The organism is Streptomyces iakyrus (assembly GCF_000717055.1).
GTDB lineage: Bacteria > Actinomycetota > Actinomycetes > Streptomycetales > Streptomycetaceae > Streptomyces > Streptomyces iakyrus.
Genome location: NZ_JNXI01000039.1, coordinates 24,871 through 42,180, shown reverse-complemented (window position 1 = coordinate 42,180; position 17,310 = coordinate 24,871). Strand labels below are relative to the sequence as shown.

Annotated in this window: 15 protein-coding genes and 1 pseudogene; 11 read left to right on the top strand and 5 right to left on the bottom strand. The window is 70.5% G+C overall.

Translation table 11 applies throughout. The features are described 5' to 3' along the window. The first annotated feature begins 726 nt into the window (after nucleotides 1–726). Nucleotides 727–1,332 carry an RNA polymerase sigma factor gene (locus OO68_RS39690; protein ID WP_033314342.1) on the top strand — a complete coding sequence of 202 codons (606 nt, stop codon included), beginning with the start codon at nucleotides 727–729 and terminating at the stop codon, nucleotides 1,330–1,332. Further along, nucleotides 1,329–2,306: a CU044_5270 family protein gene (locus tag OO68_RS39685; protein WP_033314341.1), complete on the top strand. Its 978-nt coding sequence runs from the start codon at nucleotides 1,329–1,331 to the stop codon at nucleotides 2,304–2,306. The genes OO68_RS39690 and OO68_RS39685 overlap by 4 nt, the downstream gene beginning before the upstream one ends. A gap of 305 nt (nucleotides 2,307–2,611) precedes the next feature. Here OO68_RS39685 and OO68_RS39680 read toward each other — a convergent pair whose 3' ends face one another. After that, nucleotides 2,612–2,833: a hypothetical protein gene (locus OO68_RS39680; RefSeq protein ID WP_033314340.1), complete on the bottom strand. Its 222-nt coding sequence runs from the start codon at nucleotides 2,831–2,833 to the stop codon at nucleotides 2,612–2,614. Here OO68_RS39680 and OO68_RS46610 point away from each other — a divergent pair. From OO68_RS46610 to OO68_RS39665, 3 genes are all read left to right on the top strand, one after another. Beyond that, a complete protein-coding gene (locus OO68_RS46610; RefSeq protein ID WP_157852823.1) occupies nucleotides 2,826–3,119 on the top strand; it encodes a hypothetical protein in 294 nt (97 codons plus the stop codon). The two genes, OO68_RS39680 and OO68_RS46610, sit on opposite strands and share 8 nt — an antisense overlap. A 113-nt stretch (nucleotides 3,120–3,232) precedes the next feature. After that, complete coding sequence (locus OO68_RS39670) at nucleotides 3,233–3,922, top strand: response regulator transcription factor (RefSeq protein WP_033314339.1); 690 nt, start codon at nucleotides 3,233–3,235, stop codon at nucleotides 3,920–3,922. Then, nucleotides 3,919–5,253 carry a sensor histidine kinase gene (locus tag OO68_RS39665; RefSeq protein WP_033314338.1) on the top strand — a complete coding sequence of 445 codons (1,335 nt, stop codon included), beginning with the start codon at nucleotides 3,919–3,921 and terminating at the stop codon, nucleotides 5,251–5,253. Before OO68_RS39670 ends, OO68_RS39665 begins: the two co-directional genes overlap by 4 nt. Before the next feature lie 6 nt (nucleotides 5,254–5,259). On the opposite strand, the gene OO68_RS39660 is transcribed toward OO68_RS39665, so the two are convergent. The 4 genes from OO68_RS39660 to OO68_RS39645 form a co-directional block, all read right to left on the bottom strand. After that, a complete protein-coding gene (locus tag OO68_RS39660; protein ID WP_033314348.1) occupies nucleotides 5,260–6,120 on the bottom strand; it encodes a CAP domain-containing protein in 861 nt (286 codons plus the stop codon). A 560-nt stretch (nucleotides 6,121–6,680) separates the two neighbouring features. Continuing rightward, a complete protein-coding gene (locus OO68_RS39655) occupies nucleotides 6,681–7,667 on the bottom strand; it encodes an HpcH/HpaI aldolase/citrate lyase family protein (RefSeq protein WP_245237409.1) in 987 nt (328 codons plus the stop codon). Further along, a complete protein-coding gene (locus OO68_RS39650) occupies nucleotides 7,657–8,874 on the bottom strand; it encodes a CaiB/BaiF CoA transferase family protein (protein ID WP_051814993.1) in 1,218 nt (405 codons plus the stop codon). Before OO68_RS39650 ends, OO68_RS39655 begins: the two co-directional genes overlap by 11 nt. A gap of 189 nt (nucleotides 8,875–9,063) precedes the next feature. Beyond that, nucleotides 9,064–9,990: a LysR family transcriptional regulator gene (locus OO68_RS39645; RefSeq protein ID WP_033314336.1), complete on the bottom strand. Its 927-nt coding sequence runs from the start codon at nucleotides 9,988–9,990 to the stop codon at nucleotides 9,064–9,066. 174 nt (nucleotides 9,991–10,164) lie between these two features. On the opposite strand from OO68_RS39645, the gene OO68_RS39640 reads away from it, so the two are divergent. The 6 genes and pseudogenes from OO68_RS39640 to OO68_RS39620 all read left to right on the top strand — a co-directional run bounded on the left by OO68_RS39640 (nucleotide 10,165) and on the right by OO68_RS39620 (nucleotide 17,187). After that, complete coding sequence (locus OO68_RS39640) at nucleotides 10,165–11,628, top strand: CitMHS family transporter (RefSeq protein WP_033314335.1); 1,464 nt, start codon at nucleotides 10,165–10,167, stop codon at nucleotides 11,626–11,628. Between the two features lie 81 nt (nucleotides 11,629–11,709). After that, nucleotides 11,710–13,089: a prolyl oligopeptidase family serine peptidase gene (locus tag OO68_RS39635; protein WP_033314334.1), complete on the top strand. Its 1,380-nt coding sequence runs from the start codon at nucleotides 11,710–11,712 to the stop codon at nucleotides 13,087–13,089. A gap of 198 nt (nucleotides 13,090–13,287) precedes the next feature. After that, nucleotides 13,288–14,562: a poly(ethylene terephthalate) hydrolase family protein gene (locus OO68_RS48555; RefSeq protein ID WP_033314333.1), complete on the top strand. Its 1,275-nt coding sequence runs from the start codon at nucleotides 13,288–13,290 to the stop codon at nucleotides 14,560–14,562. A gap of 105 nt (nucleotides 14,563–14,667) precedes the next feature. Next, a pseudogene (locus tag OO68_RS48650) lies at nucleotides 14,668–14,946 on the top strand (DUF6185 family protein); the annotation flags it as partial. Between the two features lie 100 nt (nucleotides 14,947–15,046). Further along, nucleotides 15,047–15,739: a response regulator transcription factor gene (locus tag OO68_RS39625; protein WP_033314332.1), complete on the top strand. Its 693-nt coding sequence runs from the start codon at nucleotides 15,047–15,049 to the stop codon at nucleotides 15,737–15,739. Further along, nucleotides 15,736–17,187, top strand: coding sequence for a sensor histidine kinase (locus OO68_RS39620; protein ID WP_033314331.1), 1,452 nt, complete (start codon nucleotides 15,736–15,738; stop codon nucleotides 17,185–17,187). The genes OO68_RS39625 and OO68_RS39620 overlap by 4 nt, the downstream gene beginning before the upstream one ends. The last annotated feature ends 123 nt before the right edge of the window (nucleotides 17,188–17,310 follow it).

Sequence of the window (17,310 nt, the reverse complement as noted above, 5' to 3'; positions counted from 1 at the left end):
GCCGTTCCCACTCGGCATCTGTCAGATCGCCCCGCCCCATGCCCACATCAACGACACGACAACGGAGTAGTCACATGATCGGCCGGACAAGTCCTAGTGCCGCATCAGGCCCTGCATGGTGCCGCGCAAGCAGTGGCAGCATGCGGTCGCGGTCGAGCTGGGTGGTCGTCCCCGGTCAACGTCTTTGCCAGTGGTTGTGGTTGGAGGGGGGCCGGACGCGACTGCTGGGCCTGCTCACGGAGCCGGCCCTGCCCGAGGAGGCGCCGCGCGTGCTCGGGGATGACCTTCCGGTGTTTCTGCCTTGACGAGAAGGTCGACCGGAAGAGTTCCTGGTGGATCACGGCTTTCCCGCCTGAACTGATCGGTCTGCGACCGCTCGACCTGCGCTGGGGGGGGGGGCAGTGGCCCCGGCCGCGGGCGGTGGCCACCCGGGCGGCGCGAAGCGCGGGAGGCCCACGAATACCACCTGTCGGACTTCACTGTTGTCACCTGGTCTCCGGCGCATCATGGGCGGCCGTGCTGCAAAAAGAGGGGGGCGGGGGAGGCGAGGTGGGAAAGGGGGCGCTCGTAGGGGTTGTGCTGCTGCGGGAGGCCGCGCAAGCCGTCGCGCAAGCCGTAAGGCGCCTCAGGCGGTGGCGTGAACCTGTTCGCCGCGATGCGGCAAGTACAGGGTATGAACACCTACCACCGTGACACCTACCGACCCGACCAGCGGACGGACTGTCCATGAGCGACCCGGCCGGCGGCGATGGCGAGCTCATCGCAGCCTCACTCGAGGAACCCGAGCGTTTCGCGGCGCTTTTCGACCGTCACGCCCCGGCGATCCACCAGTATGTCGCCCGGCGCCTGGGCCGGGACGCGGCCGACGACGTCACCGCTGAGACGTTCCTGACGGCGTTTCGGATCCGGGCCCGGTTCGACCCGGCCCGTGCCGGGGTACGGCCCTGGCTGTACGGCATTGCCGCCAAGCAGATCGGCCGGCACCGCCGGCGTGAGGTCCAGGCGCTGAGACTGCTCGCCCGTACCGGCCATGATCCGGTCGCGGACAGCTGGACCGACTCGGCCGACGACCGCCTCGCCGCTGAGGCCGCCGCCCGCCCGCTGGCGGGGGCGCTGGCCCGTCTGTCGGCGGGGGACCGGCATGTCCTGCTGCTGTTCGCCTGGGCCGATCTCGGCTATCAGGAGATCGCCGAAGCGCTCGGTATTCCCGTCGGCACGGTCCGCTCCCGCCTCAACCGAGCCCGCCGCAAGCTGCGCACCGCTGCCGGCCCGGCTGGAGCGGCCGGCGGCGCCCTCATCGAAGCTCGCATCCACGAAGGTGACCCCGTATGAACGAGCTCTCTGCATTGCGCAGGCTGCGCGCCGGCGCACCCCTTCCCGACGCCGGCCGGCTCGCCGGGCCGCGGGCCCGGCTCACCGCGGCACTTGGGCAGGAGACCCGCCGCGGGCGCGCCGTCCTGCCCGCGCGCCGGATGATCCTGGCCGGCGCCGCCACCGCAGCAACCCTCGCTGTGACCGCCGGGATCGTGGCGACCCTGCCCCAGGACAGCACCCACGCCTCCGCGGACAAGGGCCCCCGCGTGCTGTCGGCCGGCGCCTCCGCCGACGCCCTCGAACTGGCCGCCGCGACCGTCGAGAAGCACGACCGCACCGAACCCGGCCCCAAGCAGTGGCTGTACGACAAGAGCACCGTCTTCGTCCAGGGCAAGCCGCAGACCAGCGAGGAGTGGACTCGCTGGGACGGCACCGGGCACGCCAATCTGCCCGGCATTCCTCCCGCCGGTGACGTCTCGGACTTCGACCCGGACAAGCTGCAGGTCTGGTACGGACCCAACCAGGAGGACAAGGGGGAGAAGAAGGGCTACGACGACCGCTCCCAGCGGCAGTTCTACCGCTTCCTCGCCACTTTGCCCGACGACCCTGACCGCATGATGCAGCGTATCCGCCAGGAGCACGCCATCGGTTCCATCACGGGGGAGACCCGGGCCCAGCGTGACTGGCGGGAGATCGACGTCCTGTACCGGTCGGTGCTGATCCCGCCGAATGTCCAGGCGGGCCTGTTCCGGGCTCTGGCGAAAATCCCCGGTGCCCGCGTGACGACCGGCGTGAAGGACCCGCTCGGCCGCACCGCGATCGGCGTCAGCGTGACCTACGCCGAGAAGACGCCCTCGGGCTGGCAGGGCAAGCAGGAGATCTTCTTCGATCCCGAAAGCTATGCCTACCTCGGGCAGACCCGGGACGACGGGGAGATCGTCAGCGCCCGCGCCGCCTGGGGTGTCGTCAGCAAGCCCGGTGCCCGTCCCTGAGCGCCCACGAGGGGCGCCCGCTGTGACACCGGGCGCCCCTCACCGCCCTACCGGCTGCTGCGGGCCGCCACGCCCGCGTCCGCGTTCACGGCCCGGTCCTCCAGCGCGCTCCACGCTCCCGCAGGCCGCCGGCACCAGACCTCCCGGTGCCTTTCACCCGGTGATGGTCGGACCGAGGCCGGTGCGGTACCGGCACTGACGGCGGTCACACGCGACGCACTCCTGCCCGAGGGGATGGCCACGCCCGGTGTTCTCACGTCTGTCTGACGAGCCTGCCGACCCCGGATACGTCACTTGCCGGGGCGTCACCACGACACCTCGCGGACATCGGCCCGGCTCTGCGGCTGGGTGGTGGCGGTGATCTCGGAGCGGTGCCGGCTCGCGGAGAACGTCACCGTCAGGGTGGTCGCCCCGGTCCGGCTGGTACTCACCGTGAACCCCCGGTTGGGCACCGCCGAGATCAGGCACACCGCCCCGTCGCCGAACCGCACGGTGGCTTTGCCGCCCTGGGACGGCACCGTGTACACGCCGGCACCGCCCTCCTGGCATCCCGGGCTGTCCGCCCCGGCCGCCTCCGGGGCGCGGGTGCGGCCGGTGAGTGTCGGCGTGGGCGTCGGTGTCGGGCTGGGACCGGTGGCCGGCTCGCTGCTGCGGGGGGCCGTGGGGCTGGGCGTGCGGCTGCTCACCGGCGGGCTCGGGGAGGGGGTGGCGGTGGTGGGGCCGGGCCGCGCGGAGTTGCCCGGCGCACTCGGCGCACTCGGCGCGGACTGTGCGACCGGCGCGGTCGGCCGGGTCGACCCCACCACGAAGTGAATCGTGAGGATGACAGCGGTGACACTGGCCGCCGTACAGGCCAGCCATATGAACAGGTAGCGCAGAAGCCGGGACACGGCACCATAGTGACGGACCGGCTAACGTGCCTCTTCATGGCCTCTGTACTCGTCGTCGAGGACGACCCAGTCATCCGGACTGCGCTGATCGAGGTCCTGACAGGGCACGGCTACGCGGTCAGGACCACCCACCAGGGTTTTGAGGCGCTGCGCGAGATCACTTCAAGCCCGCCCGACATCGTGGTGCTGGACCTGGGACTGCCCGATCTCGACGGCCTCGACGTGCTGCGCATGATCCGCGGCATCTCCCGCGTGCCGGTCCTGGTCGCCACCGCCCGTGACGACGAGAGCGAGATCATCCGGCTGCTCAACGCCGGAGCCGACGACTACCTGGTCAAACCGTTCTCCGGCGGACAGCTCGCCGCCCGCCTCGCCGCGGTGCTGCGCCGCTCCGTGCCGGCCGGCGCAGCCCCGGCCCGCCGGCCCGTCCTGCACGTGGCAGACCTGCGCATCGACCCGACCGCCCGCACCGCACACCTGGCGGGCCGGGAGCTGTCCCTGACCCGCCGGGAGTTCGACCTGCTCGCCTACCTCGCCGCCCACGCCGACCAGGTCATCACCCGCCGGCGCATCCTCACCGAGGTGTGGCAGCAACCCTATGTCGAGGACCAGACCGTCGACGTCCATCTCTCCGCACTGCGCCGTAAAATGGGCGAGAAGCCGCGAAAGCCCCGCTATCTGCGCACGGTTCGCGGTCTGGGCATCAAGCTGGTCAGCTCACCATGAGGCGCGCCCTCGCCGGAATCGCCCTGGCCGTCACCTCGATGGTGGCCCTGTCCTTCCTCATTCCCCTGGCCCTCCTCGTGCGCGAGCAGGCACGCAACCGGGCCACCACCGCCGCGGAACAGCGAGCGGCCGCCCTGTCTCCGGTGCTCGCCCTCACCACCCGGCGTACCGACGTCCAGCAGGCCGTCTCCGAACTCGGCTCCTCCGACCAGCTCGTCGTACGTCTGCCCGACGGCAGCCTCGTCGGCACCCCGCACGCGCCGGCCGACGCACTCGAGCGGGCCGTGCGCCGGCGCGAGACGCTGACCGTGGACACCGCCGGCGGCTGGGTCTACCTCCAGCCCGTCGTCCTGCAGGGCGACCGGGTCGCCGTCGTGGAAGCCTTCGTACCCGCACGCGACCTCACCCGGGGCGTGGCCGCCTCCTGGGGCGTCATGGCGCTGCTCGCGCTGGGCCTGGTCGGCGGTTCGGTACTGGTCGCCGACCGGCTCGGCGCCCGCGTCGTGCGCTCCTCACGCAGTCTCAAAAGCGCCTCGCTGGCTCTGGGCTCGGGCGACCTGGACGTACGGGTCCGCCCCGACGGGCCGCCCGAACTGCAGGAGGCCGGCGCGGCATTCAACACCATGGCCGACCGTGTCCTGGACCTGCTCGCCGTGGAACGCGAGCTGGTCGCCGACCTCTCACACCGGCTGCGCACCCCGCTGACCGCTCTTTACCTGGAGGCCGACCGCATGGGGTCGACGCCCAGCGCCCGTCGGGTCGCGGAGGCGGCCGGCCAGCTGGAGAGCGAACTGGATGCGATCATCGCCGCGGCCCGTACCCCGCTGGCGCCGGCCCGCCCGGCCCGTGCGGCAGCCGGCGCGGGCCGGGCCAAGGCATGCGACGTCGCCGAGGTGGTCGCCATGCGCCTGGACTTCTGGTCGGTCCTCGCCACCAAGCAAGGACGACCCTGCGAACGTTCCCTCACACCGCGACTGGTGCCCGTCGCCTTCCCCGAGGACGACCTCGCCGCCATCGTCGATGCCCTGATCGGCAACGTCTTCCGCCACACCCCGGAGGGCACCGCCTTCGCGGTGCGCGTCGAGCGCGCAGATCGTCACGTGTTCCTCACCGTCGACGACGCAGGACCGGGCGTAGCGGACCCCGGCGCAGCCCTCACTCGGGGGGTGAGCGTCGCAGGCTCGACGGGCCTGGGCCTGGACATCGTGGCCCGGGCGTCCCGCGCGGCGGACGGTGAACTGACGATCACCCGGGCGCCCTTGGGCGGCGCCCGGGTGCGGGTGTCCTTCGTACTGGCCGACGCGGGCGGGACCGGCGGCGGGGTGCGGTGAGCGGGGTCAGCGACCGGCGCCGAAGTTCTGCGTCCACCAGGGGCCGCCGTCGCCGAAGTGGACGCCGACGCCAAGCTCCTTGAAGGAGCAGTTGAGTATGTTCGCCCGGTGTCCGGGGCTGTTCATCCAGGACTTCATCACCGAGGCCGCATCCGCTTGACCCCGGGCTATGTTCTCGCCCAGGGTCGACCACCGGTACCCGGCGGCCTCGACTCGGGTCGTCATCGTCGAGCCGTCGGGGCCGGTGTGGGACATCACGCCGCTGCTCGCCATGACGTCGCTGTAGTCGTCGGCGGCCCGGGTGAGCCGGTCGTTCGCCGTCACCGGTGAACAATCCGCCGCAGCCCGCTCCTTGTTGACCAGCGCGAGCACCTGCGCCTCGGGTCCGCCACCGGACCCGGAACCCGACCCGGAGTCCGATCGGGAACCCGAGCCGGTGCTGCCCGGCCGGGTGCCGCCGGAACCGCTCGCCGACCCGCCGCCGCTGCTCTTCGCCGCCGTCCCCGCGGGTGCCTTCGACACCGGGAGGGTCGTCTTCCGTTCACGGGGGGTGGGGCTCGCCGATTGTTTCCGCTTCTCCTTCGGCTTCGCACTCGGCGTGTTGCTCGCCGTGCTGCTCGGGCTCGCCGAAACGGAGGCGAGCGGCGCCGCCTCACCGGAAGCGCCGACGCCCGGTGTCCTGTCTGCGCTGTTCGCGACCACCCGGTCCGACGCGTCGCCGTCGTCGCTTCTGAGGACGGCCACGGTGATCCCGACTCCCGCGATCACAGCGACGGCTCCCATGGCCAGCGCGGGACCGCGCCTCTTCGGCCCACTGCGAGGGCGGGCGTGGAAGCGGGACGGGCGAGCGGCTCGGCGGGAACCCATGCAGGACACCTCGGTCTGTCGGTCGGCTGACTCGGCCCCGAATCCGGTGGCCGCGATCGCGGCCACCGGACCTGTGGGGGGTGTTCGAGAGCCTAGAACCAGGCCGGGGCGGAGACCTCTGATCAAAGGTCATCTTCAAGAACCCTTAAGAAAGCGCCCAAAGTCCGCTGAGAAACGATGGGAAGCAATCCGGCGGCCTAGAACCGGGGGATCCGCTTAAGGGTGCGAACCTGAGCAAGTGCCCGCCAGGACGGCGGCCCGCCCCTGGCACGGCCGGGGTCCTTCGAGGGCCGCGGCCTACGGACGGGTTCGATGGCCTCTGGCTACCACCTGGTGGAGCCCAGAGCCTCTGGAAGGCATCCACAGCCGGGACATGGGCCTGTAGCGGCCCTGGGCCCTAAGCTCCTGCCATGACCACTTGGTACGTCCTCCTGGAAGAGGACACCAACCGCGTCGTCCTAGGCGCGGGGGCACCCGGGAACGGCCGCGGAACCAGGTTCGGCCGGTGCCGGGCATATCCGGGAGAATTCGGTCGACTGTCTGACACGCCAGCCGGGTGATCAGGGGCCGGACGGCGGGAGTTCGTGAGCCACGCGAACGTTCGCCCCGTGTCGTTCAAGAGCGAGGCGTGCCGTGCGGGCCATGGCCTCGTCGACCATCTCACCTTCGAATGCCACAACGCCTGCGCCGTTCTGCTGCGCCGCCTCAACCGCGGCGATCAGCCGTGCGAAGCGGACGAGTTCGTCGGGCCCGGGTGAGAACACTTCGTTGATCACGGGGACATGGGAAGGATGGATCGCCATCATTCCCTCGTAGCCGAGGGAGCGGTTCTGTTCGGCGAAGGCACGCAAGCCCGGCAGGTCGGCGACGCGCGTCCACAATCCGCTGACGGGGCAGGGCACTCCTGCCGCTCTGGCCTCCAGCAGAACGCGCGAGCGCAGTGCCACTGTTTCGGTCCCCCCGGGGCTCCAGCGGTAACCGACGGCGCGTTCCACGTCACCGCCGGGAGCGGTGAGAGCACCCAGGTAGGCGATGCGAGGGGCGGCTCGGGCGATGTCGTAGGCCTCTCGCAGGCCACGGGCGGTCTCCAGCAAGGGCACCAGGGCGACTCGTCCTGGCGGCAGGCGCTGTTCCTTTTCGCACCAGCCCAGCAGCCGGTCGGCGAGCTCCACGTCCTGCACGGAGCGCACTTTGGGGAGTACGATCCCGGCGAGCCCGGGCCGTACGATCGCGCGCAGTTCATCGGCCCCCGCCCAGCCGTCCAGTGGGTTGACCCGCACGAACAGTGCCATCCGTGCCGCCTGGCCGGTTGCCGTGGCACCGGCCCGCGCGATGGCGTCGGCCACTTGTGCTCGGGCGGTGAGCTTGCCCGAGCCGGGCACCGCGTCCTCCAGGTCGAGGATGGCCGCGTCGGCGCCCGCCGCCCGGGCCTTGGGCAGCCAATCGGTTCTGTTTCCGGGGACGAAGAGCAGGGAACGCAGCGGGGGCCGGTCTGCCGCTGCCGGGTCCACATCGGGGAACCTGTTGGAGTACGCCTCAGATGACACCGCTCTTCTCCAGGTCGGCCAGCTCGTCCGCACTGAGCCCGAGCCACTGCCCGTAGACGAGGTGGTTGTCCTGCCCGAGGGCCGGCCCTGTCCGCCAGATCCGGCCGGGGTGCCGGCGGAAGTGCGGGATGACCGTCTGCATACGCACCGGACCGAGATCGGGGTCATCCACGGTGATGATGTCCTCGCGCTCGGCGTACACGGGGTCGGCTGCGATGTCCGCGGCGTCGAACACCCGTGAGGCCACGACTTCGGCGCGGGCGAACTCCTCGAGACACTCACCGGCGTCGCGCTCAGCGACCCAGTTGCGCAGGCCCTCGTCCAGCTCCATACGCCGCTCGTACTGTTGCTGCGCGGTGGCGAACTCATGCTCGGAGATTCCGAGCAGGCGGGCGATGTGGGTGACCGAGCGCAGAGTCGCGGACGTCACCGTGATCCACTCGCCGTCGCGCGAGCGATAGGTGTTGATCACGGCAGCGGGGGCGACCGCCAGCTGGTTTCCGGCGCGTTGAGGCACTCGTCCCAGCTGATCGTGGACGATGACCTGCCACTCGACGAGACGGAACAGGGACTCGAAGAGAGCGAGGTCGATCCACTCGCCGTCGAAACAGGGGTCGTGGTCGCGGCGGTGGAGGGCGGCGAGGACGGCGAAGGCGCCCATCAGGCCGGTCACGGCGTCGCCGTGCGAGAAGCCGGTGTGGACGGGCGGGCCGTCGGGAAACCCGGTCAGGTGGACGACTCCGCTGCGCGCTTCCCCCATCTTGCCGAAGCCGGGGGCGTCCGCCTGCGACGAGGTGGCGCCGAAGCCGGAGATCTGCAGCAACACCGCCCGGGGGTTGATCCGATGTATGGAGTCCCAGTCGAGTTCCCAGTCGCGCAGGCGCCCGGCGCGCAGCGTGACGATGACGACGTCCGCCCAGGCGACGAGCCGCTGAGCGACACTCCGGCCGGCCGCGTGGTGCAGATCGAGGGTGACCGAGCGCTTGTTGCGGCCGGCGACCTTGAACCACAGGGGGACACCGTCTCGTTGAGGCCCCATGGCGCGGGCCGCGTCTCCCGCCCCGGGGGGTTCCACGTGCACGACGTCGGCCCCCTGGTCGGCGAGCATCGAGCCCGCGAGTGGCCCGGCCACCACATGGGCGAACTCGACCACTTTCAGCCCCTGCAACTGCCCACATCCGGTGGGGTTCCGCTCGTTGTCCGACACCGATGCGCTCCCTCGCCCCTGCTGCCTCACCTCGTTCCCTCAGATTGCAGGAGCAGAGAAATGCCTGTCGAGCATCAGAAGGCCATGAATCAATGCGAAGAACGCATCAATCGGAAAAGGTCTTTGGCGCCGGTGCGGCGGGCGGAACCGTTAGCGGGGGTTCCGGGCATGGGCATGGACCAGGCGGTGTCATGCCCATGAGACCCCGGGCGGAAGAGCCCGGCCCTGGAGGCGGTACTCCTCGAGCGTCTCCAGAAACCGCTCTGTCGACGTCGGGAGCGTTCGCCGGGCGCGCACCACGATGTCCAGGCGCCGGTCCACCACTGGGTCCACGAGGGGACGGCAGACGACGGGCCCGGCAGCCATGAGCGGGAGCACGAGCGCGGGCATCGCCGACACCCCGAGGCCGGCGGTCACCAGTCCGCCCACCGTCGCGATACTGCCCGCCTCGGCCGCCGGTACCGCATGCGCGTCGATCTGGGCGAACGCCGCATCGGTGAGCCGGCGCACGCTCGAGTTCTGGCCGACGGCAAGGAACGGCTGACGAGCAAGGTCGTCCCAGGTGAGCTCGTCACGGTCGGCGAACGGGTGGTCTTCCGGCAGGACGGCGACGAAGCGGTCCCTGACCAGGGGGCGGTGTTCCAGCGGCTCCGGGGGGTTGCCCACGGTGGTGATCGCGAAATCGGCGTCACCGGACAGGACCCGGTCCAGCACCAGCCGTTCCAGACCGTCGAGGAGGCGTACTGCCACCTGCGGCCACCGCTCGCGAAAGGCGGAGATCACCTGCGGCAGGAGCACAGCCGCGACGGAGGGCAGGGTGGCCACGGCGACCGTCCCCGATTCGCCGAGCAGGTACCGCTTGAGCTCCTTCATACCCGCCCTGTGAGCGGTGACGATCTGCTCGGCGACGCGCAGGGCCTCGACACCGGCAGGGGTCAACTGCACGTTGCGGGTGTCCCGTTCCAGGAGCTGGACGCCGAGTTGTCGCTCCAGATCCGCGACCGCGCGGCTGAGCGAGGACTGCGACACGTGCATGTCCGCCGCGGCCGCGGTGAAGCTCGCAGCCCGGGCGACGGCCGTGTACGCCGCCAGCTGACGCAAGGTGGTGGCCTCCATGGCCGACGAGCTTAGGGCGCACCCTCGTCAATTGATGCGCTTATCGAATAGACAGATCTCAGTTTGATGCTGGACACCGATCCGCTGGTGCTCCGAAACTCTCGCGTATCACCTCGGTCGGCCCCGCCCCGCCCACCGTCGCCGAGGGCCGTCCCCGAGAAAGCGAGCGCCGCCATGCTGGCAGCCCTGGGCTTCGCCACGATCGCCGTCCTGCTGCTGCTCACCATGACCAGACGCACCTCGGTGCTGGTCGCCCTCGTCCTGCTTCCGGTGCTGGCGGCACTCATCGGCGGCTTCGCGGGCGATCTGGGCGAGCTGATCCTCGGCGGTCTGTCCAAGGTGGCCCCCACCGGCATCATGATCGCCTTCGCGGTCCTGTACTTCAGCTTGATGGTCGACGCCGGGCTCTTCGACCCTCTCATTCGCGCCCTGCTGCGCGCGGCTCGGGGTGACCCGTTGCGGGTCACCATCGCGACGGCCGTCCTCACGCTGTGCGTGGCCCTGGACGGCGACGGCGCCTCCACATTCGTCATCACCATCTCCGCGCTGCTGCCGGTATACAAGCGGCTCGGCATGAACCCCCTGGTGCTCTCGGGAGTGGTCTGCCTGGGCGCGGGCGTGATGAACATGATCCCCTGGGGTGGCCCGACCGTTCGAGCCATGGCGGCGCTGAAGCTGGACAGCTCCGAAGTCTTCACCCCGGTGCTGCCCGCGATGGGCTTCGGTGTCCTTTGGGTACTGACGGCTTCGTACGTGCTCGGCCGCCGGGAGCGCAAGCGTCTCGGCGTGCTGTCGCCGCAGAGTCCGGCGACGGATGCAGATGTGCGTACGGACCTGCACAAGGGCGAGGACGAGCGGGACGACCGTGACCCCGCCGCTTCGACGACCGACATGGCGTCCGCGGCAGACGAATCGGGCCGGCAGATCACTCCCACGACGGTTGCCGGCCAGGAGCGTCAAGCCACTCTCAGGTCACCCGGGGACGGCCCCGGCGCCGCCCGGGTCCAACCCGGGCCGCGGCTCTGGCCGAACATCTTCAACCTCCTGCTCACCATCGCCCTCATGGTCTGCCTGATCCAGGAAGTTCTCCCGCTCCCGGTGCTGTTCGTCCTCGGCTTCGCGATCGCGCTGCTGGTCAACCACCCCACCTGGGAACAGCAACAGGCCCTCCTCGACAAGCACGCCAAGAGCGTTGTCCTGGTCACCACGATGATCTTCGCGGCCGGCGTCCTCACCGGAATCCTCAGCGGCACGCGGATGATCGACGAGATGGCCGAGGCGTTCGTCTCCGTCATCCCCGACTCCGTCGGATCACACCTGCCGGTCCTGGTGGCCGTCACCAGCATGCCGCTGAGCCTGGTCTTCACCCCGGACGCCTACTACTTCGGAGTGCTGCCCGTACTCGCCGAGACCGCGAACGGGTTCGGCACGGACCCGGCCGAGGTCGCCCGGGCCGCCATTCTCGGCCAGATGACCACCGGATTCCCGCTCAGCCCGCTCACCGCGTCCACGTTCATCCTGATCGGCATGAGCGGTGTGTCGCTCGGCGAACACCAGCGGTTCATCTTCCGCTGGGCCTTCGCCACCACGCTCGTCATGACCGCCGGCGCCCTGCTGACCGGCGCCTTCCCTCTGTGACCGCCGGGAGCCCGAGGCGGGCGACCGGATCCCCACACGCCAGGCACCCGTCCGGATGCCACCGAACCGAAACGAGGACCCATGAGAGGAATCGCCAGACGTACGGTGCTCGCCGCCACCGCGGGAGCGGTCGCGGCGCCGGCGGCAACCGCCACGGCCACCGACGCCACGACAGCCACACCCGAAGGACGACGAGGCACCCCCGGAGTCAATCCGGTCCTGCGCACCGACCTCGTCACACGCGTGACGCCGCGGAACAACTGGCTGGTGACAGCCGTCGCCGTCCGGTACACGCACCGCATCGACTTAAGCGGCGGAGTGGTCCCGACCTCCGCCTTCGAGGTGAAGGCCACCGTGGGCGGGCGAACCGCGGCTCGGACGGTGACCAGGGTGTACTCCAACACCGCCGCCGAAGTGGACGACCGGTCGCGCCCCGGACGGCCAGGAAAGTGCCTGATCATCGAGCTCGACCCGAACGACACCAACGCCCGCGCCGCCGGCACCGATCCCCTTCCGCTCGACCGCGCCTACTCCGTCAGACAGATGGCGGACGTGCTCACCCCGGACGGCGAACCGGCACTCAAGGCCGGCCCGTTCGCACTCCGGAATGACGACGTCATCACTCCCGTGGCCGACGACTTCACCGCTGGTTCCTTCACCGACTCGACGGGGTTCGAACTGGACTTCCGGCTGTACCGGCCCGAGGGGTTCGTACGGAAGCCTCGCACGCGGTACCCACTCGTCGTCACCCTGCACGGCGGTGGCGAAGTCGCGGACAACAACATGACCCAGCTGACGTCCAACCGGATCGCGGTCACGTTCGCCACACCGCAGCGACAGCGCCGCAACCCCGCGTTCGTCCTCTCCCCGCAGATCCCCCTGCCCCGGCCCATGAACGGACCCGACGGCACGGACTGGACCGACGCCAAGGTCCAGGGTGCGCTGATAGAACTCATCGACGCCTTCGTCAGCGAGCACTCCCGGAACGTGGACACAGCCCGGCTCTATCTCGTCGGCCTGTCCTCGGGTGGGCGCGGCATCTACAGCCTGCTGGCGAAGCGCCCCAACGTGTTCGCGGCTGCCCTGCCCACCGCCGGCTGGAGTGACGTGACCGCCATGGAAAGGATCACCCACATCCCCATCTGGGCCGACCACTCCGTCGACGACCCGGTCGTCCCCTACCGCGAGGGCCGGTTCGGCAACCCCGGCACCTGGACGCTGATGAACGCGCTGGAGGCCGCCGGTGCACGGGTCAGCCGGGGGGAGTGGCCCAACGATCTGCCGAAGGCACAGTTCGAGGCCCGGTCCCGGGCGCTCCTGCGGCAGGCTCGCGCCACACGCAGTCACGTGCTGTTCACGAGCTACACGGCCGGCACGACACCGGTGAACGCACACCTCTCATGGGCCCAGACGTACGAGAACGACGTGGTCATCGACTGGCTCTTCGAACAGGCCCGTTGACCGGCCGACCCGGCGCCCTTCCTTTCCATTTCCGCACACGCACGAGGAGTTCCCTTCCGGTGAATCCGGCAGCGCTCACCGTCCGGTGCATCCGGCGCTGTCCGATCATCCCTCTCACCGCATCCCGGAGGCAAAGCAATGCGTCCCTCCCGCAATTCGGCCGACACGACCGCGCCGTTACGGATCCGGCCCCGCGCCATGACGCTACTGATCGCATGGGCGACCACCCTCGGCCTGACGCTGACTCTGTTGACAGCCGCCGCCCGGCCGGCGGCCGCCGCCGTGGACTTGCTGTCCCAGGGCAGGCCTGTGACCACCTCGTCCACCGAGATGCCGTCCACCCCCGCGTCGGCGGCGGTGGACGGCGACAGCCGGACGCGCTGGTCGAGCAGGTTCAGCGATCCGCAGTGGCTGACAGTCGATCTGGGCGCCACCGCCACCATCAGCCAACTGGTGCTGAGCTGGGAAGCCGCGTACGCCCGCGCGTTCCGGATCCAGACCTCCGACAACGGCACCACGTGGACCACCATCCACTCGACCACGACGAGCACCGGCGGCGTGCAGACCCTCGACGTGGACGGCAAGGGCCGGTACGTCCGCATCCACGCCACCCAGCGTGGCACCGCCTACGGCTACTCGCTGTGGGAGTTCCAGGTTTACGGCTCCCCGGACGGTACCCCTCCGGGCACCGGGATCCCGGACCCGACGACCGCGTCCCTGGAAGCAGCCAACGGCCCGCTGACCACCGCCACTTACGCCGTTCCCAGCCCGAGCGGGTACGGCTCCGGCACGGTCACCTACCCGACGGCCAGTGGCTCGTACCCGGGTGTCGTACTGATGCCGGGCTATCAGGGCACACAGCAGAACCTGGAGTGGCTGGCACCACGCCTCGCCTCCTGGGGCTTTGTCGTCATCAACGTCGGAACCAACACACTGACCGACGATCCCGAATCGCGCGGTCGCCAGATCACGGCCGCCGGCACCCAGCTCCTCGCGCTCGGCAACGCTCCCGGCAACCCGATTTCGGGGAAGCTCAACGGCACCCTTGGCGCGGCCGGTCACTCGATGGGCGGTGGTGGCGTCATGGCGGCCCTCAGGGACGACCCGCGCTTCAGGGCGGGCGTGCCCACGGCCCCGTACCATCGCGACCCGAACTTCTCCGGGGTCACCGACCCCACGTTCTTCCTGACCTGTCAGAGCGACCCGGTCGCCCACGGCAACGACTACGCGGTGCCCTGGTACAACTCCATGTCCCAGGCCGAGAAGCTCTACATCGAGGTGCCCGGCGACCACCTGTGCCCTATGACGGGCTACGGCAACAAGGCCAAGCAGGGCAAGTGGATCGTGTCCTTCTTCAGCCACTGGTTGCGAGCCGACACCCGCTTCGGTCCGTTCCTGTGCGGTCCCCAACGGGATGCCGACAAGAACAACACCGATCTGGTCATGCGCTGGATGGACACGTGCCCGTTCTGACCGGTTCGCTCCCGGGGTGATGAGGGGCGGCGCCGGCGGCCGACGGGCGACCGGGGTGAAGGACGGGGCGGTGTGAGCCACCCTTGGTGATTCGCGCTCGTCTCCGTACCCTTCGCGGGGTTCCTGACCTGGGCGCAGACGCTGCGCGGTGATGCGCTCAACGGCACGCTGTACGACCCGTTCGGCTTCCCCGAGGTCGTGTGGTCCGTCGCCTCCTGGGTATTCGCCTTCGCCTGGGCGGGCTTCCTCCTCGGCGCGCTGCGCCCTCACCGGGCAGTCCTTCGCAGGGCCACCCGAAATCGAGCAAGCTACCCGTCTTGCAACAACCCAGCTCAAGGCCCGAGCCCGGCCCTGGGTACGGGGAAGACCCGCACCATTTCGTAGGTATTCGTGAGAGCGCGGTCCCCAGTGACGCTCTAATGCTGGCCTCAGGTTGATCGGGGACAATGAGCGGCAAAAACGTCGACTGGAAGGGGGGGCCGGCGTGCGGATCATGATCGCGGATGATGAAGCGGCCATCCGTGAGTCGCTGGAGCGGGTGCTCCAGGTCGAGGGTTACGACACCAGCACCGTCGCCAACGGTTTCGCCGTGCTCGACGGGGTCGAGGGGGCCGACGGTGGCACGCTGGATCTTTTGATCCTTGACGTGATGATGCCCCGCCTCGGCGGGCTGGAGACCTGCCGGCGGTTGCGGGCGGCGGGTCGGGATCTGCCGGTACTGATGCTGACCGCCCGTGACCAGGTCTCCGACCGGGTCACGGGGCTGGACGCGGGCGCCGACGATTACCTGCCCAAGCCGTTCGCCACCGAGGAGCTGCTGGCCCGGGTGCGGGCCCTGCTGCGCCGGCGCACGCCGGCCGACGGGGAGTCGCAGATCCTGTCGTTCGCCGATGTCCGGCTCGATCCCGACAGGTTCGAGGCGTGGCGGGCGGAGCGGCCGCTGCGCCTGACCCGGACCGAGTTCTCCCTCCTCCAGGTCCTCATGGGCAACGCGACCCGGGTCTTGACCCGCGACAGGCTGTTCGAGGCGATCTGGGGCTTCGACATGAGCGCCACTGCCAACAACCTCCAGGTATACGTGAGCTACCTGCGCCGCAAGATGGAGGCCGAGGGTGAGCCGCGATTGATCTACACGCTGCGCGGCCTGGGTTATGTGCTGCGGGAGACTCCTCCGTGAGCAGGCCCGCCGGCCGGGAACCGCGCCGGCTGACCCGATGGTGGCGCCGGCGGTCCCTGCGGGCCAGGCTGACGGTGATTGCGGCGACGGCCATCGCGGTCAGCGTGTTCGTGGCCTTCCAGGTGGCCAGCGAACTACTGGGCTGGGAGCTGCAGGACAGCGCCAAGCGTCAGCTGCGCGCCGATTCCCGCGTCCTGGCGACGAACGCGCAGCGCGCCGGTCTGGCGCAGATCAAGCTACCGCCGTATCCCGGATCCGGTCGGCTGGTGCGGGTCATCCTGCCCGACGGCTCGGCCCGGACGCCGGCTGGCCAACCCGCGCTGCCCCCCGTCAGCGAGCACGCCGAGCGGGTGGCGCAGGGCGCGTCGGCCGACCTGTTGGAGGCGAACGACAGCGACGAGGACGGCTACCTCATCTACACGCTGCGGGCGGGCGACGGGGCGGTCCAGGTGGCCCAGGTCGCCGACGACAGCCCGATCAATCGGTTCGGGTTCGGCATGCTGCTGATCGGGCTGCTCTGTGTGGCCGGCGGCGCGCTTGTCGGGCGGACCGTGGCGCGGACCGGGCTGGCACCGATCGACCGGCTGACCGCCGCCGCGGTACGTGTCGCGCACACGCGGGATCTCGACGCCGGCATCCCTGATGAGGGCGGTGGGGAGATCCGGCGGCTGATCCAGTCGATCAACGACATGCTCGCCGCGCTCCGGGACTCCCGGCGGGCCCAGAGGTTGCTCGCTGAGGACGCCGCCCACGAGCTCAAGACCCCGCTCACCAGCCTGCGCCTCAACGTCGAGCTGCTGATCCGGCTGGATCGGCGCGGCACCCTGGACAGCGCACTGCCGGCGGAGAGCCGGACCCGGCTGCTCAACGATCTCGGATCCCAGGTGGCCGAGTTGAGCACCCTTGTCGCCGAGCTGACCGACCTGGCGCGCGGTGACGTCAGCGACGAGAACACCGAGCTGCTCGACCTCGCTGACGTGGTGGCGGCCGCCGCGACCCGGGCACGTTCCCGCGCGCCCGACGTCGAGGTCGCGCTCGACGTGACCTCCGTGTGGGTGAGCGGGCGTCCCGCTGCGCTCGAGCGGGCGGTGCTCAACCTCATTGACAATGCCGGCAAGTGGTCCCCCGCGGACCAGCCGGTCCACGTCCGGCTCCGTGCCGAGGACGCGTCGGTGGTGCTCGAGGTCGACGATGCCGGGCCGGGCATCGACGCCGCCGACGTACCGCGGGTGTTCGACCGGTTCTACCGTGCCGACAGCGCCCGGTCGTTGCCGGGATCCGGTCTGGGGCTGTCGATCGTGCAGCGGGTCGTCGACGCCCACGGCGGCCGGGCCAGCGTCGCCCGCTCCGCACGCGGTGGCGCGCTGCTTCGGGTCGACCTTCCGGCCGCGGCCCCGCCCGCCCCGCTCGCGCGGCTCACCGCCGGGGAGGACACCGCGGCGTGCTGACTCTTCCGGCGGCAGGGCCGCATGACGAGGGACGGCGGCCCTCGGGCATGGCCCCGCGCGGCTCACCGTCGGGGCAGGACTCCGCGATGCGCCGGCCCCAGCCCCGGCGCGTGGCGCAGGACC

Coding starts and splice junctions, on each gene's coding strand:
- OO68_RS39690 (WP_033314342.1), top strand. CDS start 727: ATGAGCGACCCGGCCGGCGGCGATGGCGAGCTCATCGCAGCCTCACTC.
- OO68_RS39685 (WP_033314341.1), top strand. CDS start 1,329: ATGAACGAGCTCTCTGCATTGCGCAGGCTGCGCGCCGGCGCACCCCTT.
- OO68_RS39670 (WP_033314339.1), top strand. CDS start 3,233: ATGGCCTCTGTACTCGTCGTCGAGGACGACCCAGTCATCCGGACTGCG.
- OO68_RS39665 (WP_033314338.1), top strand. CDS start 3,919: ATGAGGCGCGCCCTCGCCGGAATCGCCCTGGCCGTCACCTCGATGGTG.
- OO68_RS39660 (WP_033314348.1), bottom strand. CDS start 6,120: ATGGGTTCCCGCCGAGCCGCTCGCCCGTCCCGCTTCCACGCCCGCCCT.
- OO68_RS39645 (WP_033314336.1), bottom strand. CDS start 9,990: ATGGAGGCCACCACCTTGCGTCAGCTGGCGGCGTACACGGCCGTCGCC.
- OO68_RS39640 (WP_033314335.1), top strand. CDS start 10,165: ATGCTGGCAGCCCTGGGCTTCGCCACGATCGCCGTCCTGCTGCTGCTC.
- OO68_RS39635 (WP_033314334.1), top strand. CDS start 11,710: ATGAGAGGAATCGCCAGACGTACGGTGCTCGCCGCCACCGCGGGAGCG.
- OO68_RS48555 (WP_033314333.1), top strand. CDS start 13,288: ATGACGCTACTGATCGCATGGGCGACCACCCTCGGCCTGACGCTGACT.